Source organism: Paracidobacterium acidisoli (assembly GCF_003428625.2).
Taxonomy (GTDB): Bacteria; Acidobacteriota; Terriglobia; order Terriglobales; family Acidobacteriaceae; genus Paracidobacterium; species Paracidobacterium acidisoli.
In genome coordinates, this window is the sequence record NZ_QVQT02000008.1 from 22,663 (window position 1) to 47,624 (window position 24,962).

A 24,962-nucleotide genomic window follows, 5' to 3' on the forward strand; every position below is an offset into this window, starting at 1 on the left:
AGTTGTGAAGTCAATATGCACTGGATTAGCGGCACTTTTGTTTGTATTCACCGTGCAGATCGCGGTCGCACAGGTTCTCTATGGAACCCTTCTCGGTTCCGTTACAGGGCCTGACGGAAGCGCGATTGCCGGCGCCGCAGTCACGGCAACGGAAGTTCAGACCGGCGTCGAACACCGGGGAACGACAGGCGCCAGCGGCGATTTCAGCTTTCCCGATCTTCCGCCCGGCATCTATACGGTGAATGTGAGCGCGGCGAATTTCGCGAATGCGAAAACTGTCGGGCTGGTTGTGGGAGCCAATCTGACGGTGCGATCTGACGAAAAGCTGGCCATCGCAGGGGTGACACAGTCGGTGCAGGTCAGCGCGTCGGCGGCTGAGATGCAGACCGACAGCGGCTCGATCCACGGAGAAATCTCCAGCAAAGAGCTCAGCAACCTCCCCATCAGCGGCTTCGATAATTATCAGAGCCTGTTAAGCCTGTTACCCGGGGCCACACCATCGCGCTTTCAGAATTCCGTGATGGATACACCCTCACGGTCGCTGACGACGAACATCAACGGCGCCTCGCGGAACGACAATGTAACTTCGGTGGACGGAGCGGCGATTCAGCAGGTTTATCTGCCGCACCATACGCTCTATAACCCTCCCACAGAGAACATTCAATCCGTCGACATCGTGACCAACAACTTTACTGCCGAGCAGGGCCTGGCGGGCGGCGCCGTAGTGACGGTGCTTACCAAATCCGGAACCAATCAGTTTCACGGAGAGCTGTGGGAGCTCAATACCGATTCGTCCATGGCGGCGCGAAATTACTTCTATAACAAAACCTATTTCGCCGAAGCCGGCAGTTCCGTTCCCAAAAACATCCTCAACCAGTTCGGCGCGAATATCGGCGGACCGATTCTTCACGACAAACTGTTCTTCTTTTCCGGATTCGAAGGACTCTCTCAGCGCCAGCTTTATCCCGAGCTGACTTCGCTTCCGACCGACGCGGAGCGGACGGGTGATTTCAGCGGCCAGCCTCTTCTCTATGATCCGAATACAGGAAACCCGGATGGATCGGGGCGCGTCACCTTCGCAAGCGAGAACACGGATGGCAGAAACGCAATCGAGAGCGGGATCAGCCCGGCTGCCATGAGGATGCTGGCCCTTATTCCGCACGCCAATCTTTCCGGAACAGCAAATAACTATTCTGTCGCAGGCACCTATAGTCTCGATCGCTACTCGTTCGATGAAAAGCTCACGTGGCAGATTGATCCGAAGTCGAATATCTTCGTGAAGCTCAGCACCATGTCTGCGCAGGTAAAGAGTCCGAGTACGCTTGGAGTGGGCGGCGGTACGGGACTCAGCCCCGGTGGAAGCAACTCCGGATCGGGATACAGCCAGACGAATCTGCTCGTCGGAGGAATCGGCTACACGCGCGCCTTCTCTGACCGGCTGCTCATCGACGCAAACTTTGGAATCGGCCACAACCATCTCGACTGGTTCGAGAACGACTTTGGTCCCGATCTCGGACCGAGCCTCGGAATCCCCGGCACCAACAGCGACGGTAACGGCTCTTACGGTGCTGATCCGAATCAAAAGGGACTGCCGGAATTTTCCGTTACCGGGCTGGAGCCCTTCGGGAACGCCGATGCGTATACCCCGGAGGTGAAGCACGACTATACCTACACGTATGTCGCCAACGTTACCCGCATCGTGAGGACACATGCCCTTCGCTTTGGCCTCCAGATGCTCAACAATCGCCTGAATGAATATCAGCCGCAGCGCGGCTTCGGACCTCGCGGCGGCTTCACCTTCACCGGCGGTGTAACTGCGCTCAAGGGCGGCTCGGCTCCAACGTCGGCGAATGCGTTCGCGCAGTTCCTTCTCGGACTGCCGGATTCGCTCGGCAAGAGCTATCAGTATCTGAACCCGATGACGGGCATCGAGTGGCAGTACGGCTTGTATGCTCAGGACCAGTGGCAGGCTTCAAGAAGGCTGACGCTTACGTACGGTCTCCGCTGGGAGTACTACCCGATGATGACGCGCGGCAACCAGGGCATTGAACGATACGACCTTACGAATAACGAAGTGATTCTGGGCGGGATCGGCGGCCAGCCCTCCGCGGCAGGATTGTCGGTCAGCAAACTGGAGTTCGCGCCTCGCTTCGGGCTCGCCTACCGCCTGAATGAAAAGACCGTCTTCCGCGGCGGCTATGGCATCAGCATCGATCCATATCCCTACACACGCGCGATGCGCGATCCATATCCGGTCACCATTGCGCAGACTGTGAATGCGAACAATGCGTATGTGGCAGCGGGAACCTTCACCGCAGGAATCCCCGGCTTCGCGACCGTCGCTCCGGTGATCAACAATGGAGTCGCGCAGCTTCCTCTGGCCGCCTACACGAAGACGTTTCCTGCGGGCGTCTACCCGAGAGGCTATGTCGAGTCGTGGAACACGACGATCGAGCGAGCCCTTCCTGCGGGATTCGACCTTACGGCCGGCTACGTGGGCACGCAGACCATTCATCAGACCATATTTCTTGAAGCCAACGCAGGCCAGACGCCCGGTCTCGGCGCAGCAGGCCAGCCGCTCTACACCACCTTCGGAAGAAATGCCGAGACGCAGATCGTTCTTCCCTTCGATACGGCGAATTACAACGCGCTGCAGCTGAACCTGAAGCACCCGTTCAAAAACGGCGTTCTTCTCACCGCGGCCTACACATACAGCAAATCGATCGATGAAGCGACGGACGACGACAGCACTCCGCTGTTTAACGCCGTAGCCTATCAGAAGCGAAACCGCGCGGTGAGCGACTTCAACCGCAGCCAGGTTTTCGATTTCGGCGCGACCGCGGCCCTGCCGTTTGGAAAAGGGCAACGGTTCCTGAACGGTTCCGGCCTCGTCAACTGGATCGCAGGTGGATGGACGGTGAATGCGGTCATATCAAAGTACACGGGCCTGCCCTTTACGCCACTGGCTTCCGGAACCTCACTGAACGCGCCGTTCAACACTCAGGTAGCGAACAAGGTCAAAGATGATGTTTCGACACTCGGCGGTATCGGCAAGTCCGCGACCTGGTTCGATACGAGCGCGTTTGCTCCCGTCACCACGCCAACCTTCGGAACGGCCAGCCGCAACTCTCTGCGCGGTCCTGGAGACGCGGACCTCGACCTCGGAATCGGACGATCTTTTCCGATTACCGAAAGCATGCGATTTGAGCTCCGCGGCGAGGCCTTCAACGCAACGAACACGCCCAATTTTGGATTGCCGGGCAACAGCGTGTCGTCTTCCAGCTTCGGCCACATCACTTCTACCTTTGGAAGCGCAGCGGACTCGCGCGTCCTTCGCATCTCGGGCAAGCTGAATTTCTGAGCTTCCTGAGTCTCTGTTCCTGAGTGGTGCGCTGCAGCGGTCAGACGCAGCGCGCCGCTCGCTCGTGAAGATAACGGGAGGAGATATGAGGGGCAGGATATTTTTCACGGCGGCAGTACTGTGCGCCACACTGGTTGTCCGTGTCGAAGCGCAGTCAAAGACAGATATGGCCGCTCTCGAGGGCCTTGTACCCACAGCGACGTTGTTACTGGACTCGAACGCTAACGGCAAATCCGCGCTCGGCGCTAACTTCGCCATCACCGAAGGTATCCACACCGGTAAAATTACGCAGCCGACTCTGCTGCCCTTTACCGAGCAGCAGCAGCTGGCGCTTCAGGATACCTTTATGACCACCGGCAATCTGGCCGGGTTTGCAGATGGTCTCGGGACAACTCTCGGCGGCGCCTATGTGGCGCGCGCTCATTATTCCAGCCGCACCGATTATACGAACCTGTCGGCGGAGCTCTCCGGCCTCATTGCCTATGCGCATACGACGACGAGCCTGAACGCGAACTCCGCCAAATTTTTCTTCGGCAACCTGACGAAAGACGGGACAGTCGGAGTCTCGCTGCAGGCGAAGAACATTCTCAGGGCCGCGGATGGAGTGACCGATATCTACGGCAAGGCCTACCATCTCGAGGCAGGAGAACCCGGCGCCGATCCTTACGGCAACTCCAGGCCATTTCAGACACTGCCTGAAACGATGGAAATCGCAGGCGTCGACTACTTCAATATTTCTTCGACCAACACACTCTACAACCGCGGAATCATGATGGACCTGACTAAGAGTCCTTCTTATCCAAGCGGGCACACCGTCTTCGGTTACACGGCTGCTGTGATGCTTGCCGTTCTTGTGCCGGACAGGTACCAGCAGATGATTGTGCGTGGCGCCGAATATGGAAATAATCGCATCCTTATGGGAGCGCACTACGCAATGGATGTAGTGGCGGGGCGAACGTTAGCTCTCTATGACATGGCCAAACTTCTGTCGAATAACCAGGATTATGTCGGCCAGGACTTCAAAAAGCCGGGAGTTCCGGTGATCGACGATTTCCGCGCCGAGGTGATAACGACGCGAGAGGTGGTCACACGGCTGCTGCAGGATGCGTGCGGTAAGCCTGTCGCGCAATGCGCTCGCGAAGACACAGGCCGGTTCAACAATTCCGCTGCCGACGAAGCGTTCTATGCATCCACGCAGACCTACGAGCTGCCGGTCGTCTATCCGCAGAATGCAAACAAACTGGAAGACGTGAACGCGCTCGCGCCCGAGGCCGCATCCCTTTTGACCGTCGCATTTCCGAATCTCAGCCCCGAACAGGCAAATCATATCCTTACCCAGACCGAGGGGCCAGGGGGCGGTTTTCTCGATAATGGTTCGGCCTTCGGTGTCTACTCTCGACTGAACCTCTATGCCGCCGCGGGCATGGCTGCGGAGCTCAATGTCCAAAAGTAAACAGACGCCTGTTCCTGTCTGATGTCCAGGGTCTGATGTCCCAGGGGGCTGATGTCTCCGGGCATCCAGTCATAAGCGCGGCCGATCCTGACAGAGGACTCTTTCGCAGGCCGGTGTGGTGCTCGGCACAGCGGAGGATGGCGATCTGGAACGCATCCTCCATCCGGAATCCGAGAACAACGCGAACTTCTGAGCCGGTTTACTTCTTCGCGGCTTTTTCTGTGCGGGGAGCGCCCTTTGCTTCGTTCCAGAAGATATATGTGCCGCTGCGTGTCGCCACCACGATGTCGACTCTGCCGTCGCCATTGAGATCGGTGGCCAGAATGTCAGAGCCTGCTCCGGAGCGGTTATGGATCAGATGTGGCACGAGCCTGGCTCCGCCTGGTGCTTTCGGATCGCGCACGGTCTGATACCAGTAGAGGACCGCAGGGCCGTATGGATCGGGATCGTAGAAGTCGTCGAGATGGGAAAAGACGCGCTTGCCGACGATGAAGTCCGGAATGCCGTCACCGTTCACGTCGGCCATCGCCGTTCCATGCGGCTGCGAGAAGGAAACGCCGCCGGCATTTTTGTCGAAGTGCATCCCCATCACATCGTGCCTGACGAAGCTGATCTCTCCCGTCGCTTTGTCGCGCTTTTGCTCGAACCACGCAAGGCCCCAGCCATGGGACTGAAGCGTGGTCACCACATCGGGCAGACCATCGCCATTCACGTCATACACGGCCATATCGCATCCGCCCGCGGAGGTGCGCGCCCAGCGCCCGAAGGGGACAGGGTGAAACTTCCACGGTCCGCTGTCCGCGCCGGCGGCGGGCTGCTCCCACCATCCTTCGGCGTCGAGAATATCGATGCGGCCATCCTGATTGATGTCTCCGGCTCCAATGCCATGCGGAGGCCACGGGCCGCGCTCGGAGATGTGATGGATGATCCACTTTGCGGAGACGTCCTTCGGGTCCGGTTTGGCATAACTGATGTAGCCGTCGCCGGAGGTGTAGATAAGCTCCGGTTTGCCGTCGCCGTCGATATCGCGAAGGATCGTCTCTTCGCCGAAGATCGAATCGACCACATGGTAATGCTTCCAGCGGCGCATCTCTCCATGGGGATTGATGTACAGATCGGCCCCGACCCCGCGTCCTGAAGTCAGCACATCGGGCCAGCCGTCTCCGTTAAAGTCCGCCGCGCGCTCGATCCAGTCCTTCGCCGGGTATTGCGTCGAAGTGTTGTAGGCCTCGTTCGGATAGATTTCGCTTGAGTCGCGGAAGGACGGGCCGTAATAGATAAACGGACCGCTGACGATATCGATTTTGCCGTCGTGGTTGAAGTCCGCCGCCGCCGCCGACCATCCATAAAAGAACTCATTGATGCGCTGCATACGAAAGCCCGCGCCGACCACCTCATCCGGGTGCGATTTGATGGCGATATTCTTCCATGCGACATCTTTGAAGCTGACTTCGCTGCCAGGGCCGACATAGAGAGCCATGGGGCCGTACTCATCCATATTTTCAGCGGCTGCACTTGCTTCGCCGCCGCCGTCGTCGAGGAAGGCGCGGATGATTTCAGCGTCGAGCAGCACCTCTATCTGATTCCACCCGGGCTGCAGACCACGTGGCGGATGCGACATCAGAGTGACTCCAGGGGGCGGAGGAGGAAGCGGCGGAGGAACTCCGCGCGCGGGGCGAGTCTCTCCGGGCGGCGGCGGCGGTGGTGCGTAGCGGGCCTGCCCGCCGGCCCTGCGGAGCGCGGTTTTGCTGGTGATTTTTCCATTCGCGTCGATCATCACGCGATAGCAGACCAGAGAGTCGCCTTCGACGGCGAGCATCACGCCGGTTGAACCCTCGTCACGCTTCTCCATGCGCATCAGAATGCCGGTATTGCACGGCCCGGTGCAGCGGAAGGAGGTGTAAAGCGCGGAATCCTGATAGGGCTTGTCGAGAACCAGCCAGCCCTCGCCGCCACTAGCCGTAATCTCTCCATCGTTCGCCTTCCACGAGGCGGAGCCGAGAGTATGCCAGCCGGCAAGTGCCGATCCGCTGAATGTCGCATCGGGAATGAAGGTAGGACCGGCCTCGGCGTGCAGCAGAGGCACGGCAAGCAGGGCGGCGCAGGACAGGATCGTTGCGGCTTTCATGCGGAACATCATGGTGCTCCCTGGATTCTCGACGGTGTCAGGGCCGTTTTGCAGATTATGCAAATAGCCTTGGGTATGATGCATGGATGGTATGAAGCCGGCAAGTGCACTGTCAAGCCAGGACCATAAGCCGGAAGGGCCGATGCGGACTGGCTCGGATCATTATTTGAGCCGGTGCAGCTCTGCACAGATGGAAGGTCCGGTCGAAGCGACCGGGCGGGCAGATCCCCCATCGCAGACTTCTTCGACAGAAAGCCTCATGATCCGCGTGAGCCGGGCTCTGCATCCGGTTTCGGGAAAAATCTTTCATTCTCCCGTAACAGAAAGTGTCTCTTCTGGAGGCTGAGGGGAAAAGACTGCCGTTTCCATGACGTGGCCATGTGAGAGAGGCAAAACGATTCACAGACTCTTAATCGAATCTGTTTTCCTCCAGAGCTTCTGCGGGACACGTATTCAGTAGTGAAGGGTTTTTCTCCATTACAGCTGATCGTCAGCCGGGACGCCGCGCACGAGGACGCATTCGTGAGCCGCTACCGGACGCTGCTGGCGCATGCAGTCAAGCTGACGCGCGGCAACCGCGATCTCGCCGATGACCTTCTGCAGGATGCGTTCGTACAGTTCACCGGAGCGAAGCCCGATTTAAGACAGATCGAGAACTTGGACGCGTATCTGTTCTCGATGGTCAAGTACCTTCACCTTGCGCATGTGCGGCGCGGCATGCGCGACCCTCTGGGCGAGCTGGCTGTCGTTGATTACGAGTCGGCGGAGCTAAGCCTCAGCTCGGCTCCTGCTTCCACGGTGTCGCTGGTCTGCGAGCAGCTGGTCCATATCTGTGAGTTCGCCTTCTCGAAAAAAGATGAATCGCGGGCGCACGCTTTGTTTCTGCTGCGCTTCGTACATGGTTATTACATCGATGAGCTGGCGGCGCTGACGCGGAACTCGAAGCCGACGATCCGGAAGTGGCTGCAGGAGGCGCAGTCTGAAGTGCGTCTGGCCCTGAGTGCCCCGCAGGCCGCGGCGGTCGAGCAGCGCTTTGCATGGATGGAGCGCATTCAGGTCAGCGCGCGGCGCAAGGATTTTCTGCAGGCTCTTCGGGAGCATCTGCTGAGCTTCGGCAGGCGGCATTGTCCATCGCGGCGAGTGCTGCAGCAGATATACTCAGGCGCCGAATACGGCGAGGTCTCCACGGAGTTGCTGGGACATTATGCCGTGTGCCGCACGTGCCTCGATCGGGCGAATGATCTGCTGGGCCTTCCGTTGCTCGCGGAACGGCATGACGCCGAAGTGGATGGCCGCGGACGCAGAAACGGACCCGGCTCAGGCGGAGCGGGCACGGAGCGGGCTTTTGATCTCCGCCGCGCACGGCGCCGCGTGGAGGCCATCGAGCACCATGAGCCGCATAAGCTGCTGATCCGCATCGACGGCATCGAGCGCGCGGAGCAGGATCTGACGCTGCCGAGCAATCGCTTCGCGCTGAAGCTGGCCGCCGATGAAAAGGTGCATTTGATCGAGATCGTGAGCGAGCAGGGCGTTTGCCTGCTGTCGTTCTTCGTGCCGGAGATCGAACCCGGCGAGCCTTTGGAGCTGCGGCGCGAACTGCATATGAGCGGTGAGCGAATCGTGGCCGCGACGGTTCGCTATGGCGAGACCTGGCCTGCTATCGAGGTCTCGTACCAGGACCCGGAGAGCGCAGCGCCCGAGAGCATTGCCGCCTGGCCGGCAGCCGCTTCCGCTCCGGCGCGTCCGTCGGGATGGCGCGCGTTATGGCAAAAAGTGAGGACATGGATCGTCGATGCTCACGATTCGCTCGTTCCCAGGATGAATCCCCTGTTTGCAGCCGCCACAATTTTGGGAGTTGTCTCGATTGCTCTGTTCCTGCTTTGGTGGAGCAGCATTCCCCGCATGTCCGCCAACGTGCTGCTGCTCCGCGCAGAGGCGACAGAAGCAGGCGCCGTGTCGGGAAAATCTCCCGGAGTGATCTACCAGAAGGTCTCTATCCGCACGCAGCGCCGTACCGTCGAACGGACGATTTACCGGGACGCGCAGGGCGTGCGCCGTCCGCGCCGGCAACAGCTTTCACGCGAAGACGAGCTGCTGCGGAGCACACTGGCAAGTGCCGGAATCAATTGGGATGCGCCGCTTTCCGCCTCTGACTATGCGGCATGGCGGCGTGGCTCCGGGACGACGCGGGACGAGGTGACGCGCTCGGGCGTGCATCTGCTGACCCTCACTACTACGCCTCTCTCGAAGTCAGCGGTTGTGAAAGAGACGCTGACCATTCGCGACACGGACTTCCACACGGTGGACCGGACGATCGTGCTGCGCGACAGCGGCACGGTCGAGATCGCCGAGCTGAATTACGACGTGCTTCCATGGGGAGCCGTAAATCAGGACTGGTTCGAGCCCCTGGTGGGCGGCGCGGCGATTCCCGGACGCCTTCATCCGTCTCTGGCTGCTCATCTGCCGCACCTGCTTTCGGCGGCGGAGCTGGACGAGGCGGAGCTTTCCGCGTTGCTGGTTCTCAATCGGCTCCATGCCGATCAGGGCGAGCAGATCGAGGTCACGCGCAATGGAGACGGTATCCAGGTGCGGGGCCTGGTCGAAAGCGAACAGCGCAAAGAGGAGATAGAGTCGCAGCTCGTGCGCCTGCATCATGTAACTCCGCTGGTGTTCACTTTTGACGAGATGGCGCGGGGCAGGACCACAGCAGACGGCATCACCAGCATCAGGACTGCATCTGTCGTCCGGCAGCTCTCGCCGCTGGAGATATACCTCGTCCCGCAGGGACAGACGCGTGAGCAGGCAGCTCAGCTCGCGCAGGATCTGGTGCTGGCCGCGGCTTCGGCGGATCGCGAAAGCAAGGAGATTGCCGACCTTCTTGAGCACTTCTCCGCGGGCAGCGATCTGACGCCTCAGGCCCGCACTGCGCTTACCGTTCTGATCGCAAATCATCGCGGAAACGTCGAGGCCGCGCTGGAGCATGAAGAGAGTCTGCTGCATGGCATCGGATTCACGCGTCCAGGGGGAGACGACGGTGAACAGCCTGCCCCAATCCGTGCGGGGCTGCTTTCGAGTGCCGCTCAAAATCTCGCGTTATGCCGGGAAGTGGCCTCGACAGACGGCCAGGCCCGCCCGGTGGAGGCGACGGTGCCCGAACTGCTCGCTGCGATTGCACGGCTGCATTCCATTACCAGCTCCCTGTCGACTGCCCCCGATCTGCCGAATGCTGCAGGCGACCGGCCTTTCATCAGCAAGAAGCAATAAGAAAAACGAGGTCCAATGCACTGGAAATTTCTACGAGGCCTGGCGTGTCTCCTGATCGCGACGGCTGTATCTGCCTTCGGACAGACAGCGAGATTCACCGGTCAGGTGACCGACCAGCAGGGAGCTGCGATTCCCAATGCACAGGTTGAAATCCTCAATCTGGATTCGATGCAGTCGCGACAGATCAGAACCGATTCAACGGGCAGCTATGCGGCTCCTTATCTGCCGGCCGGCCGCTATCAGATTACGGTCCGCGCCAAAGGCTTCGGCCGCTCCCAGAGCAGCGATCTCGCCATCACGGCCGGACAGGCATTTGTCTACAACGTGCAGCTGACGGTGGGAGCCGCGCAGTCCAGCGTCACCGTCGAAGGCGGCTCCATCTCGTCCGCAGTGCAGGTAGATACCGAGAACGCAGAGGTGAGCGGCATCATCACCGGCAAGGAAGTATCGGGTATCCAGCTGAATGGGCGCAATTACACGCAGCTTCTCGCCCTCACGCCCGGAGTGAGCAACCAGACGGGCCAGGACGAGGCGCGGGTGGGCATGGCGGGCAGCGTAAGCTACTCCGTCAACGGCGGCCGCACTGAATACAACAGCTTTCAGGTGGATGGCTCGGAGACGCTCAATGTCGGCATCAACAAAGATCACACGTCGCTGATCGTCACGCCCAGCATCGACGCCATTCAGGAGATCAAAGTTCTGACCTCCAACTATGGCGCGCAGTATCCCAGCACGGGCGATGGGACATCGATCGTCACGACCAAATCAGGCACAGATCAATATCACGGCGACCTTTACGAATTCATCCGCAATGAGATGTTCAATGCCAAAGGTTATTTCGATGTGACCAACGGCGCGCCGCTGTACCGGCGCAACGACTTTGGCGGAACGATCGGCGGACCACTTTCGATTCCGCATCTCTACGACGCCAAAGGCAGGACGCACTTCTTTTTCTCGGAAGAGACGCGGCTGGAGAAAGATCCCTATGCCTACCGGCAGGGCGTGCCTTCACTGGCGGAGCGCAACGGAGATTTCAGCGATGTATGCCCGTATGTGAATTACGGATACTCGACCGCCTTCAGCCTGGCCGCCTATCCGGATTGTCCCAGCGCGCAGGACCAGAACGCCACACATGTCACGTTCCCGGGCAACCAGATCGGCGGCACCAATATTGCGCCTGTCTATCGCGCGCTCATGGGCACGGGCATTATTCCCAACCCCAATGCGATCAGCGGCTGCAATTCGACCGCCGGCTCCTGTTACAACAGCGAGGTCTCCCTTCCGACCTACTGGCGGGAGGAGCTCTTCCGCATCGATCAGGCCATCGGCGACAAAACCCAGGCCAGCTTTCGTTATATCCACGATGAATACAGCAATACCGTGCCGGTGCCGCAGTACGGATATGTGCAGAACAGTTTTCCCACCATACAGAACCGCGTGTACGGCCCCGGACTGAGCATGGTGGCGCGGTTGATTTCGACGTTCTCGCCGACGCTCATCAACGATTTCACGGCCAGCTATACCGATTCGACCATTACCTTCGCGGACATTCCAGGAGCGGCGGTGTATCTTGCGCGACCGGCAGCTCTCTCCGGAACACCAGGGCTTGGCTATATCTTCAATAACGGCTTCGGCGGCAAGCTGCCGGGCATTCGGATTGCGGGCAACAATGCCGCGTATGGCGGCTTCGGTTTTGCGACCGATCCGGGTTACATGCCGTGGGCGCATACCAATCCCGTTTACAGCTTCAGCGACAGCATCTCGAAGGGTTTCGGCAGGCATGCTCTGCAGTTCGGCGCGCAATGGATTATCTTTCAGCGCAACCAGATCAACGGACCCATTGGAGCGGCGACCGGCGACGTGCAGGGGCTGCTGACCTTCAGCAACCAGAGCTCGTCCTTCTCGACCGGCAATGCATTCGCGGATTTCGTGGACTGGGATGACAACAGCGGAGGCGGTCCGTCGGCCTTCCAGCAGGACAGCGGACAGGGCAGGTATTACCAGCGCTATCAGATCGTCGAGCCGTACTTTCAGGACGACTGGAAGGTCACTTCGCGGCTGACCGTCAATGCCGGCATCCGGGTCAGTCTCTTCGGCACCTATGGCGAAAAGAACCATAACGCCTATAACTGGGTGGCCTCACGGTACAGCGCGGCCACGTCCGAGGCTGTGACGGTCAATCCCACGCAGGGATACCTGGTCAACGTGAGCACCGGGAACGGTGTGCCCATCTATGAGCAGGACGGCAGCGTCAATCCCGTCATTCTGAACGGCATCGTGCGGTGCGGAGCCGGCGGAGTGCCGTCCGGCTGCATGAGCGGCCATCTCTGGAATCCGGCGCCGCGCATCGGCTTCGCCTGGAACCCGGACGGGAACGGCAAAACCGCCATCCGTGCCGGCTACGGCATCTTCTTCGAGCACGGAACGGCGAACGAGGCGAATACCGGATCGCTGGAAGGAAGCGCTCCGATGGTGCTGAGCATGGAAGATCTCAATCCTGCACAGTCCGAGTCCATCGGCAGTTGCGGAGTGAACTGTGTGCGCGGAACCGGAGCCTTTCCTCTCAATGTCACTTCCATTCCAACCCGCGCGACATGGCCCTATGTGCAGCAGTGGAGCCTGAGCGTGGAGCGGCAGGTCTCCGGCCATACCCTCGGCACTCTTGGATATGTAGGCGGCAAGGGAACGCACCTTGCGCTGGAGAGGCAGCTCAATCAGCTGCTTCCGGCCTCCAATACCATCAACCCTTTCGGCGCGCATGATCCGATGCTGACTCGTACCTGCCAGAGTTATCTGGATCCGGGCGGCGGATTCGACGGGCAGCGCAACTTCAATCTGCCCAACGGCACGGTCATCCAGCCCCAGAGCCCGGCCTACGTCAATCTCGAGGTCGCCTGCTACGGCTTCGGCGAGGGCGGAACGGTAGCGCCCAGCGCACTCCGCAAATATGCGCCGGGCATGGGACAGATCTATTCGCTCGAAAACACCGCCAACGCCAGCTATCACTCCCTGCAGGCGACGCTGCGCCACATCAGCGGCCCGTTAACGCTGGGCGTCGCGTATACCTACAGCCACTCCATCGACGACGCCTCCGACCGCTCCGACACGACGTTCGTGAACTCCTACGATGTGAAGTCGAACCGCGCCAGCTCAAACTTCGATCAGCGGCAGCTGCTGCACATCAGCTACATCTACGACATGCCGTTGCGCAGCGCGCTGCAGCACTTTCTCAGCGGAATATCCAGCGATCCGAACCCCGAGAATACGGCGGCCATCAATCCCAAACCCGGCGACTTTCTGCAGTCGCGTATGTCGAAGCTTCTGCTGGATCACTGGCAGCTTTCCGGGCTCACACTCTTCGAGACGGGCATTCCATTCACGGTTCTGAATGGCGGCAGCGCCAACGGCGTCGGCGTGGAAGACAATGCGGGGGTCTATAACGGAGTCGGCATCGGCTCTTACCCCGACAAGGCGGGCGATCCGCACGGACCTCACCCGAAGGTCGCGGGAACGGCGACGAACTTCGGACCACTGCTGCTGAATCCCGGCGCCTTTGCCGCGCCCCGCGGCCTGACCTTCGGCAACGCCGGACGCAACTCGCTGAACAATCCGCAGCGATGGAACTTCGACGCGACGCTGGACAAGACCTTTCCGCTGGGCGAGAGCCGGAACCTGGAGTTCCGCGCCGAAGCCTTCAACGTCTTCAACCATACGCAGTTCCGCATCTACGACCCGGTGCTGGGCAACCAGGCAAACAACACCGTGAGCTGCTATGGAGCGGAGGGATCGGGCGACCAGTTCTCGGCCGGCGATCCGGGCGACGGCACGACGGACAAAGGCTGCCTTACCGGCAACTCCTTTCTGCATCCGGTCGATGCGCACCGTCCGCGAACCATTCAGTTCGGTCTGCGGCTGGCCTTTTAACCCCTTCGATTCCACCTGGGCAAACCCATGCAACGAGAGAGATCGAGAGAGAACGCGGTGATCCGGAGAGAAGCAAAGATGCAAACGAGACGGACGGGCTACTGGAAGCAGACATGCGCGGTTGTTCTGTTCTGCGCAGGCGTGGCCGGATGCGGCGGCGGCGGGACTCAGCAGAACACCTCGATTCCCACATCCAGCCAGGCTCATACCTATGTCGGCACGCAGGCCTCCAGTGGTGGATTAGGCGGCGTCTATGGCCTGACGACCGATCACAGCACGAACTACTTCAATCTCAACGATGTCAGCTATCCAGGAGGGAGTTACGTCAACTTTATCGGCAACATCACGACGCCGAAGACATTCGAATATTTCAACACTACGGTATCGGACGATCCGCAATATACGAAGCAGGTGCTCTACGCGCTGGAAGTCCCCGGCGACACGGCTGTACTCGAGTTCGCCCCTCCGATAACCGAGCAATTACCTCCTGCTGTCTTTGCCGAGAGCAACGGCTGCCAGCCCCTGATGAGCAGCCCGACAACGTATCAGTTTGTTCAGATCGGCGGCAATGGCTACGGCAGGGTCACCGTAAGCACATCGCAGAATAACTGGAGCTTCTCCGGCTTCGACATACTGCAGACCGACGGCACGGATGAGAAGCCGGCAGCGCTCGGCAACGGGAGCTGCGCGCAGGCGGCCGAGGGCTATGTCACGACCATTCCCACGACGACGAATGGAACTCCGGGCGTCGACACTGTCGCTATCAGCCCCAACGGCTACTTCATCATGAACAGCGCAGGCGCGCCGTCGCTCGCCGGCGTGGTTCAGCCCGGCAGCGCGATCGACACCAGCGCGCTGACCGGGGCCAGCTACGCGGGGTTTGAGTACGATGCTTCCGCGATAAGCCCGCAGGACACGAACGTTCCCGGCCAGCTCACACAGCCGATGTACTTTTCCGCCACAAATGCGGCGGACGGGCAGATGGTGGGCGGAGTCTTTCCTTCAGGTGATCCTTCGCAGACGCCAGGCACCAGTTTCACCATCCATCTCGGGACGCAGGACCCGAGCCACAACGGCATCTATCCCTCGGTTACCGCGACCATCCCCGATCCCAGGCAGGTCTGCGTGAGCACACCCTATGCCGGAACCGATGCCTCGGGAAATCCGACCTGCACTTTTCCGGGCGTAGCCGTCGCCGGCAATCCCGGCGGCAAATATGTTTTGTTCGTCGAAGTGGCGAATCCTGTCACCCCGGACGGTACAGCCATCATCGATTTTCTGCTCTATCAGCAATGACACTTCGCGAAACGGACAGCGAACCGACGATTCGCTACGCATTTGAGGGAAAACGCAATATGCAACACCAGATGATGAGGGGTTTTATGACGCGCCGCACAGCTTCCATTACCGGTTTTCCTGTGTATCTCCGGATTCTGCTTCTGGTTCTTACCCTCGCGTGGCTTCCGGCCGGCGCGCAGCAGCTTGCCATGGACCCGGGCTTTGCTACCGCAGTGATTCCGGCGAACACCACCCGCAGTATCGTTTCCAAGCCGGACTACACCGGCCCGGCGAGCGGGTATCACGCCTACGGTCCGACGGCCGGCACGTTCGACTCCTCCGGCAACCTCTATTTCATGGACCATGGCACGATCCATGTGATCGCCTCGGGGAACGACCCGATTCCGGTGCTCTCCAATTCCGGCCAGCCCAATTACGTGGCCAGTCCGGTGGCGGACTATATCTATGAAGTAGGCGGAACCGGCACAAACGACCCCACCGTCGGAGCGGGCTGCACGGTGACCGGTAATGCCATCGGCAACGGATGCTATGCCACGCTGGCCTGGATCGGCAACGGTCCGGGCGCTCTCTCTGTGGACTCGCGGGGAAATGTCTTTGTGGCCGACCAGGACGATACCGAAATCCGCGTCATCTATGCCAAAGGAACGATTCCCAATCTCCCGGCCAACCCCATTGTGGGAATGATCTATGCGATCGCGGGAAACGGAACCACCGGCAACGCAGGCGATGCCGGTCCGGGACTGAGCGCGGAGCTGAAAGAGCCGGTGGCTCTCACTCTGGATACCTCGAACAACGTCTATATCGCGGATGCGGCTGCGAACGCGATTCGAGTGCTTTATTCCGGCCAGGGAAACGTCATTGGTCTGCCGTCAAGTCCGCAGGCCGGTTATCTCTACACCATCGTGGGCCAGTTAGGTTCAGGCTGTACGAACTCCGGGGCGAACGGACCGGACGACTGCGGGGATTACGGTCCCGCGAATCAGGCTTTGCTGAGTGATCCACAAGGGGTACATCTCGATCCTTCGGGCAATCTCTACATCTCCGATACAGAAGACCATCGTCTTCGGGCGGTTTATGCCGGGGGCAACCTGCCGGGCGTTTCCAACCCGGAGGCTGGAAGCATCTACACCGTTGCGGGCACGAGCAGCTATCCATCCAGCGTCATCGTCGAGGGCAGCCAGGCCAGTCAGACAGCGGTCCTTCCTCTGGCCGTTACCATCGACGCAGCCGGCAATATCTATTTTGCGGAGCAGTCCACGCAAACCATACAGCGCATCGATGCCAACGGCATCATCAACCTTGCCATGGGCGGAGCGCAGCTCAACAACCCCAGTCCGGTTTTCTGTTCGGGTACGACGGACAACCTGGGCGACGGCTGCCCGTCCAGCCAGGTCTTTTTCGAGTCTATGGCCGGGGTGTTCCTCGATCCCGCGGGAAACCTCTATGGAAACGACAATCAGGGCGTGGCGATGCACAAGTCCAGCCTCTCTGCGACCAGCCTGAACTTTACCGAGTCGGTAGGCTTTACCACCAGCCAGACGATGACTCTCTATAACAACGGCGCTCAGCCGCTTCAGTTCAGCGGCCTGACCGTCAGCCCTGACTTCGCGCAGGTACCCACCGGCAGCTCCGACTGCGGCGGTTCCACCATGCTGGCTCCCGCAACCAGCTGCACGGTGCAGATCGGCTATACCGCCCCCACGGCGGGCACGAACACAGGAACGCTGGCGATTGCGAGCAACGCCACGAACGCGGCCAGCGGAATAAACACCATTACCCTGACGGGCACGGCCACGCAGGATACGACCAGCACCGCGTTCACCGTCAGCACCACGCTGGCCAACGTCAATCAGCCGGTGACCTTCACCGCAACCGTGTCGGGCCAGTATGGCAGCACCGTGACACCCACCGGCACCGTCACCTTTCTGAATGGAACGACTACCCTGGGCACAGCTCAGGTCGGCAGCAACGGAGTGGCGACCCTCACTACCTCCAGCCTGGCCGCCGGAAGCTATTCCTCCGTCTACGCCTCTTACGGAGGAGACAGCAACTGCCAGCCCAGCGCCTCGTATGTTCACGCTTTGACCATCTCTGCCACTCCGGTGCCCGTGGTCACGCTTACGGCATCGGCTCCGACCATCGGCCAGGGCGCCGCGCTCACGCTGACCGCGACGGTCGCGGCGTACACCGGCTCGACCGTTCCCACCGGTACGGTGACCTTCCAGGACGGCTCGGCTGTTCTGGGCTCAGTCACGCTCAACGGAGGAAGCGCGGCCTTCAGCGTCAGCTCTCTGCCGGTGGGCGCGAACACGCTCTACGCCTCCTATAGCGGAAACAGCGCGTTCGCGGCTGCGCTCTCCACCGGCGTGTCGGTTCAGGTCACTTCGGGCGCGCCGCAGGCGATGCTGACTCCCGGCATTATCTCTACCGTGGGCGGCGGCATCTTTGCCGGGTCAGTGAATGCGGATAACAACGGAAACATCTACTACTACAACTCTTCGAACAATGCGGGCCTTTATGTCATAGCATCCGGCAAGGGAATCATCCCAGGTGTCTCCAACCCCATCGCCGGAACGACATATCTGGTGGCTCTTTCCAGTTGTACGAACTCCAGCAGCAACCCGTGCAATGTTCCCGGTCCCGCCGTCAATGCCGGGATCGGAGGAGTCTACGATGTAACGGCCGATGCGGCATCGAATCTTTATATCCTGTCAACGGACGGAATATTCAGGATCGATGCCCGGACGGATAACATCACCGTCATCAATCCCACGCCGACGCCGGCTGTCGGGAACGCGCCCACCAGCGCTCCCGCGCTTTCAGATAGCCTTACCTATCTCTATGCGGATAACGGCGGCGATCTTTATATCTCCGATTACAACAACGCTGATATCGTGCGCGTGGACGCAATCACCGGAGTGATGACTGTCGTCGCCGGCATACCGGGAAGCTACTGCTCCTCTCTTACCACGGCCTGCGGAGACGGCGGCCCTGCGACCAGCGCTGCGCTCTTCTTTGCACCTTCCCTGTACATGGATGCCTCCGGAAATCTGTACATGCTCGACCTGAATGCGGTCCGCAAAATCGACGCAAAAACCGGAATCATTCACACGATCGCCGGAACCTTCGGCATCGCATGCTACTCCGGCAACTGCGGAGACGGCGGGCCGGCCACTCAGGCGCTCTTCAATTTTCCCGGCGGCATTGTCGGCGACGCGGGCGGCAATCTCTATATCGCGGATCAGCAGGACTGGGCGGTGCGGAAGATCGACCCCCAGGGCAACATCTCCACCATCGCCGGCACGATACTTCAGCAGGGGAACAGTGGAGATAATGGTCTGGCCACCAGCGCGGACCTGTACTATCCCTACCTGATCGCGTTCGATGCCCAGGGCAACCTGTATATCCAGGAATCCAACGACGGATACCTGCGGGAGGTGACCGGGGCAGCGACGGCCTTCAACTATACGGCCGCGGCCGCCGGCCCCGCATATACGCAGACCGTCACGGTCACGAATACCACCGGCGCTCCCCTGCACATTACCGGGCTTACGATCCCTTCTTCTTTGAGCGATTTTGTCCAGCAGCCTTCCGGCAGCGGAAACGACTGCACGGGCACGGAGACGCTCGCTCCCGGCGGCTTCTGCCAGATCGGCCTTGCCTTCTTTCCCCAGGAGGGCGGCGCCGTCACGGGCAGCCTGAACATCGCCGACGACTCCAGCAACGCCACCGGCGGATCGAATGTGATCTCTCTGAGCGGCACCGCACCGACCGGCAATCAGTCCAACCAGATCACTTTCGGGTCTCTGCCTGACCTCACCTACGGAACAAAACCGATTACTCTCAGCGCGACAGCGACTTCCGGACAGCCGGTCACGTTCTCGGTCGCGGGCCCGGCAACGCTCGCGAACAACACGCTGATCATCAATGGAGCCGGGAAGATCACCGTCACGGCGTATCAGTTCGGCAACGAGACCTATGCTCCGGCGCAGTCGATACCGCAATCCTTTACCGTCGCCCAGGCGCCGCTCACGGTTACGGCAAACAGCTTTTCATGCCAGGCGGGCCAGATAGCCGCCTGTCTTACCGCCAACCCGCTGTCGTATCAGGTCACCGGCTTCGTCAATGGAGACACGCAAACGGTCGTCTCCGGCACAGCGGCTCTGGCGACGACGGTGACCGCCGGCTCAGCGGCGGGGTCTTATCCTGTGACCTTCACTACCCAGGAGCTTACCGCCCAGAACTACAGCTTTACCTATGTTCCGGGGAGCGTGACCGTCACCGGAGGCGAGGCCCAGAACATCACCTTCGGTTCGCTTTCGAATGTGACATACGGAGCAGCGACGGTCGCATTGAATGCCACCGCGACCTCAGGCCTGCAGCCCGTTTATACGGTGACAGGCCCGGCCGTGGTCGCCGGATCGATACTGACTGTTACCGGAGCGGGCGTAGTTACCGTCACTGCGGAGCAGCCAGGAAACGGCACCTATGCCGCGGCGGCTCCGGTCTCCCAGTCGTTTGTCGTCAACAAAGCCATGCTGACCGTGACCGCCAACGATCAGACGATGGCGAAGGGCACGACGCCGGGGAACTTCACGTATACCATCACCGGCCTTGTGAATGGCGATCCATCTTCGGTCGTCAGCGGAGCGCCGGCATTTACCACGAATGCGGGCCCATCGTCGGCGCTGGGTCCACAGACGCTCTATGTGGCCCAGGGAACGCTCGCGGCGGCGAATTACAATTTCAACTTCGTCAACGGCGTCATCACCGTGGTTGCGGGGACGGCGCAGACCATCACCTTTACTCCGGTGCCGACGCTGACGTATGGCGTCGGTCCCGTCAGCCTCAAGGCCAGCTCCACATCGGGTCTGCCTGTGAGCTTTACCGTTACCGGCCCGGCAACTTTGACCGGCTCCTCCCTGAACATTACCGGTGCCGGAGCCGTGACGGTAACGGCGACCCAGCAGGGCCAGGGCGCATACGCCGCTGCTGTGCCGGTCGCACAGACGATCACGGTTGCGCCTGCCGTTCTGACCGTGACAGCCAACAACGTGAGCCGCCCCACCAATGTGATGAACCCGGCCTTCACTGCTACGATCACGGGTTTCGTGAATGGAGACAACTCATCCGTCGTCGGCGGCTTTCCGTTATTTGCAACCACCGCTGTGCCTGGCTCCCCGGCGGGCACTTATCCGATTACCGTTGCTCAGGGAATCCTGGGGGCGGTGAATTACACGTTCACGCTGGCGCCGGGAACCCTCACCGTTACCGGCGGGGGCCCCGTACCTGATTTCGCCATCTCCGCCAATCCGCAGGTGCTTACCATTCTGCCCGGCCAGACCGGACAGACGACGCTGACCCTGACTCCAGTCAACTATTTTCAGGGGTCCGTATCCGTGAGCTGCGGTACGCTGCCGGCAAACATGAGCTGTATCTTCACGCCCTCCGCGTTCAGCGTCGACGGAACAGGAATGCCCGCCACCATTACGCTTACGGTCAACACCAACGCAGGCGCTCAGCTTGTCGGGGCGCTTGTACCTGGCGGCAACAGCCGCTTACTGCAGGCGGCCATTTTCTGGCTTCCGGGAGGATTAACCGGCCTGCTGATCGCCTTCAACCGCAGGCGCTTCGGCAAACATACACGTGTTCTGTATGGGCTGGTGTTTCTTGTTCTGTTCTGCGGCATGGCCGGCAGTTTGACCGGCTGCGGCGGAGGCAGCTTAACGGCTCACTCGCAGTATGCAGCCTCCGGCACGTCGACCGTCACGCTCACCGGAGTGGGAACGTCCACCAACCTTACGGGAACAGAATCGCATGCGGTGAACCTCACCGTAACGGTCGAAGGGCTGCAATAAACAGCAGACAACAGTAGTGAACGAAGGCTCTCCGCAACCCGGAGAGCCTTTGTTACTGGAACGTGCAGAAATCACGTTGCCTGTATGAACTTCTTTAGATTTTTCACGGCATCTTTTCGCATTTTCGCAGCAGGCCGGAAAGCGCAAAGACGGAGTTCGTGGAGATGTAATCGAGTTAGCATTGGCTGAAATGCAATGCTAAAAAGGCCGGATCGATTCGATCTGAAGCACGCACAAGTTATGGCCATTCGTCTTTGCCGGTAAATGATTGATTTTTTGCCTGTAAGTTTGCCGGCAATTAAATGCAGTGCATTGTAAAAAGTGATCTTTGATTCCGGCCTGCCGGCTAACAGGTTTCAGAAAAAGTGCAGAAATCCATCTCGGCGATGTTACTTTAGTGCGGAAAATTGATACAAGGGTAATACCTCCAAAAGAAGTGCTCACTATTCTGGCAGAGCGATATTCCGTGAGTAAGTTTCGCGTTGGAAGATTCTCCTGCGTCTCTTCCGCAAGGTTCGAGGACGCCTTGTAAACACAAGCCTTTACTGGAGAGTTATAGTGAGACGCATTCTCTGTCTTGTTCTGCTGTCTGCATTTCTGCCATTCGCACACGCACAAGGCTCCGGCACTGTTAACCCCAGCACGCAGCCCTATCCGCTGGGATACTACCCATCCGCGGGGTCTGCGATCAGCCCCTCTCCCAATGCGCAATTCAATGCAGCGACGGGTTATACCGCACTGAAGCTGCCGCGCGTCGATGTAACCCATACGGACTTCGGCAATGTTACAGGCCAGATAGCGTCGATCACGATTACAGGGACGGCAACCTGCACCGGCATGCCGACCGTAACGGTTACCGACAGCTCGGGGAGTCCGACGATCAAGGCCGTGGCTTCTGCCGCCTGCGTCAATAGCCAGGTCCAGTCGCCACTGACTATCCTGGTGCACGGTGTGGGATATGTCACGCCGGTAGTTACGCTGACCGGCGGAGGAATCGGAGGAATGTATACTGCGACCGCGAATCTGCAGACATGCTCCACTCCTGCAGACCCTACGGGTGCCAGTGACTCGACCTGCGCATTCTGGGCCGCGACCGATTATGCCTATCAGGGCAGCTTCTCCGGACCCGATAGCTACACCACTCTTTACGTACCGCGCGGAACCTACAAGATCAGCCAGCCATGGATCGTAAGCTGCAACGTGGTTATCCGTGGGGACGGTCCCTATGCGAGTACCATCGAACAGACGACCAACACGGCGAATGGCATCGACGTGATGAATACGCAGGTATTCCCGAGTGCTACGGAGGGTTTTCCTCTGGCAAGCTGCGAGGGCGGTCTGCGGGATATAGGAGTTACAACGCAAGGCGGCCCGATGCATTCAGGTACGCTGCTGCAGGTCATTGGCGCAGGTTACGAACTCGAAAATGTGAACCTGTACAACTCAGGCGGATATGGCCTAAACGCAGTTAGCGGAACGGAACGGATGCGTGCTTATAATCTGCAGATATCAGACGTGCGGTATTCATTATTCGGCCCTGGCAATGAAGGACACTTCTATAAGTTAAATATAGATAATCCGGAAACCTCAACAACCAATACTAACGGTACCTCGGATGGGTGGGGATCAAATTGTGCCAACGGCACCTCAGCCACGAATTATATGGGCGCATGCATCAACTGGGACTGGACCGGCACGATGACGCTCAATGCAGCATCTTCAGACGGAACGAATGGTTATTATCAGGTGAGTTGCGCTCCGGCGGCGCAGTGCATACTGGGAAATGGCAGCACAAGTCCTGTCTATCCGGGCAACTGGTTCAACGCTGAGGGAAGCAGCATTACCGGACTAAATGGGACGTTTCAGGCGCTGGCGGTCCTGAATGGATGCAGCCAGGCTTCAGGGACGACTTGCACTACGACCAGCAGCACATCGTTTGTTGTGGTGACTACCAACACGAGCACTGGCAGTAATACACTGACCTCGCCAACCTGGAAACCAGCATTTGTTCCGGAAACTCATCCTGGAGTGGCCCTTACAGGGTTTAACGTCGAGGTCAACGGTGGGTCGATCAAAGCTGTCCGCAACAGTTCCTGCGTAACAGTATTCAATGCGCAGGTGGTTACGGTCCAGAACGTCTATTGCGAGAATGCTCCAGTCAATGGACAGCCGGGGCTCGGTCCTTCCATCGTTGTAAACGGAGTAGTTCCTTATACGCTGCTCACTTCGGGATTACCGGGGTCAAATTCCTGTACGGCAGGAGACAACTGTTCGGCAACGGTCGCAGGCGGAACGGCAAATGGCTCCCAGTGGATGGGGAATGTTGAAGATTCCCCGGTATTCGAGAACGCGGCGGGATCATTCTATATCTACCCGCCGGACTACAATCCGAGTAGTTCCAGTCCAAGCATCGTTCCAGGAGTCAATCAGAATCAGCGCGAAGAAGTAATCGGCAGCTTCGCAGGAAACACATTTTATGTCCAGCAGCGCTTTGGGATCGGCGGAGTTTACCCGGCCTGGACTTCCGGGAGCTATCTACAGTGGTTAATAACCAATACTTTCGGTCCGGAATTGACAACAGAAGCGAATCACTTTGAGACAATCAATCCAGGCAATTCGAGTTACTTCACCTATTGCAATGATTCTGAAGGAAATTCCAGCGTTCATCAATGCGGTATGGATATTATGGGTGCTTTGCCTGATGGTGTATTGGTTTTTCCAGTGGGCATTGCGGGTGCATTTAGCCAGGGGGCGACCAGCCTTATGTCGATCAATGATGAATTGATTCCTAGTACGGGATCGGCTGCGGAGATTTTGGGTGAAGGCTGGATCAAATGCAACCAGGGATGCAACGTCGTGGCTTCGAGCGCCGATAATATTCAACAGAATGGCGAAACCAGCAATGTGAGCACCGGCCTGGTGAGCAATGGCGGGGTATATCCACTCGTCGCCGCGGTAAAGTACTCGAACGGCGTCTACTCTACTCTCAGTTACTCGAATCCTTCGTACGGCGCCGGCTACAGTTACAACGGAGCCTCAAACTCCTATTTCTTTGAAAACCAGCTTTATAAGCCTTACGGGGCATCGAGTACCACTCTTCTGGGGTCCGGGCCATTCGGCAGCTTTCCGTATGGGCACCAGTTTGCCAACGCCGATTGCTGGTACGACGTGGGGCCGTCACAGGGTCATGCCCAGTACCGGATGTGCGACGAAGGAGGCCCCTTCTATACGCCGTCCGGAACCAAAGGGGGTTGGGAGTTCGATATCTGGAACGGCACATCCTGGGTATCGGCCTTCAGCGTTCGTGATACCGGCAGCAATACCGCTAACCTGACCGTGAGCGGTACACTGACGGTGAACGGAGTGCAGATCACCGCTCCTCTGAAAGGGACATCGGCGGCATGGAATAACTCAGGAACCGGCATTGCCGCGAACACCTGCGTGGATGGCCCGACAGCAGCCATCACCGGCCTCACAACCTCGATGTTTGTGGGTGTGAGCCCGGCCGCCAGCCCCGGTGCGGGATTGCAGTGGTCGGCTTATGCATCGGTAGCCGGTACGGCGACCGGGCGGGTGTGCAATGTAACATCGGCTTCCGTAACGCCATCCAGTACGACTTATAACTTCAGGGTCCTTCAGTAGTTGTGATTGCCAGGTCTCATCCCTGCAGATGAT

8 protein-coding genes are annotated in these 24,962 nt (G+C 59.3%); 7 read left to right on the top strand and 1 reads right to left on the bottom strand.

Annotation, left to right across the window (positions count from 1 at the left end):
* Window positions 1-37 precede the first annotated feature (37 nt).
* The gene (locus tag D0Y96_RS18950) at window positions 38-3,361 is read left to right on the top strand and encodes a TonB-dependent receptor (RefSeq protein ID WP_158562493.1); all 3,324 of its coding nucleotides are present in this window, start codon (window positions 38-40) and stop codon (window positions 3,359-3,361) included.
* Between the two features lie 85 nt (window positions 3,362-3,446).
* Window positions 3,447-4,814, top strand: coding sequence for a phosphatase PAP2 family protein (locus D0Y96_RS18955; RefSeq protein WP_117303196.1), 1,368 nt, complete (start codon window positions 3,447-3,449; stop codon window positions 4,812-4,814).
* A gap of 199 nt (window positions 4,815-5,013) precedes the next feature.
* Here D0Y96_RS18955 and D0Y96_RS18960 read toward each other — a convergent pair whose 3' ends face one another.
* On the bottom strand, window positions 5,014-6,942 hold the full coding sequence (locus D0Y96_RS18960; RefSeq protein ID WP_158562494.1) for an FG-GAP-like repeat-containing protein: 1,929 nt from the start codon (window positions 6,940-6,942) through the stop codon (window positions 5,014-5,016).
* 459 nt (window positions 6,943-7,401) lie between these two features.
* Between D0Y96_RS18960 and D0Y96_RS18965 the strand changes: the two genes are divergently transcribed.
* From D0Y96_RS18965 to D0Y96_RS18985, 5 genes are all read left to right on the top strand, one after another.
* Complete coding sequence (locus D0Y96_RS18965; RefSeq protein ID WP_117303200.1) at window positions 7,402-10,206, top strand: RNA polymerase sigma factor; 2,805 nt, start codon at window positions 7,402-7,404, stop codon at window positions 10,204-10,206.
* Window positions 10,207-10,221: 15 nt separating this feature from the next.
* Window positions 10,222-14,130: a TonB-dependent receptor gene (locus D0Y96_RS18970; protein WP_117303202.1), complete on the top strand. Its 3,909-nt coding sequence runs from the start codon at window positions 10,222-10,224 to the stop codon at window positions 14,128-14,130.
* Window positions 14,131-14,208: 78 nt separating this feature from the next.
* On the top strand, window positions 14,209-15,426 hold the full coding sequence (locus tag D0Y96_RS18975; protein WP_117303204.1) for a hypothetical protein: 1,218 nt from the start codon (window positions 14,209-14,211) through the stop codon (window positions 15,424-15,426).
* 86 nt (window positions 15,427-15,512) lie between these two features.
* Window positions 15,513-21,287 carry an MBG domain-containing protein gene (locus D0Y96_RS18980; RefSeq protein WP_158562496.1) on the top strand — a complete coding sequence of 1,925 codons (5,775 nt, stop codon included), beginning with the start codon at window positions 15,513-15,515 and terminating at the stop codon, window positions 21,285-21,287.
* Window positions 21,288-21,845: 558 nt separating this feature from the next.
* Window positions 21,846-24,929: a glycosyl hydrolase family 28-related protein gene (locus D0Y96_RS18985; protein WP_117303209.1), complete on the top strand. Its 3,084-nt coding sequence runs from the start codon at window positions 21,846-21,848 to the stop codon at window positions 24,927-24,929.
* Window positions 24,930-24,962: the final 33 nt, after the last annotated feature.

Coding starts and splice junctions, on each gene's coding strand:
- D0Y96_RS18975 (WP_117303204.1), top strand. CDS start 14,209: ATGCAAACGAGACGGACGGGCTACTGGAAGCAGACATGCGCGGTTGTT.
- D0Y96_RS18980 (WP_158562496.1), top strand. CDS start 15,513: ATGACGCGCCGCACAGCTTCCATTACCGGTTTTCCTGTGTATCTCCGG.
- D0Y96_RS18960 (WP_158562494.1), bottom strand. CDS start 6,942: ATGAAAGCCGCAACGATCCTGTCCTGCGCCGCCCTGCTTGCCGTGCCT.
- D0Y96_RS18955 (WP_117303196.1), top strand. CDS start 3,447: ATGAGGGGCAGGATATTTTTCACGGCGGCAGTACTGTGCGCCACACTG.
- D0Y96_RS18970 (WP_117303202.1), top strand. CDS start 10,222: ATGCACTGGAAATTTCTACGAGGCCTGGCGTGTCTCCTGATCGCGACG.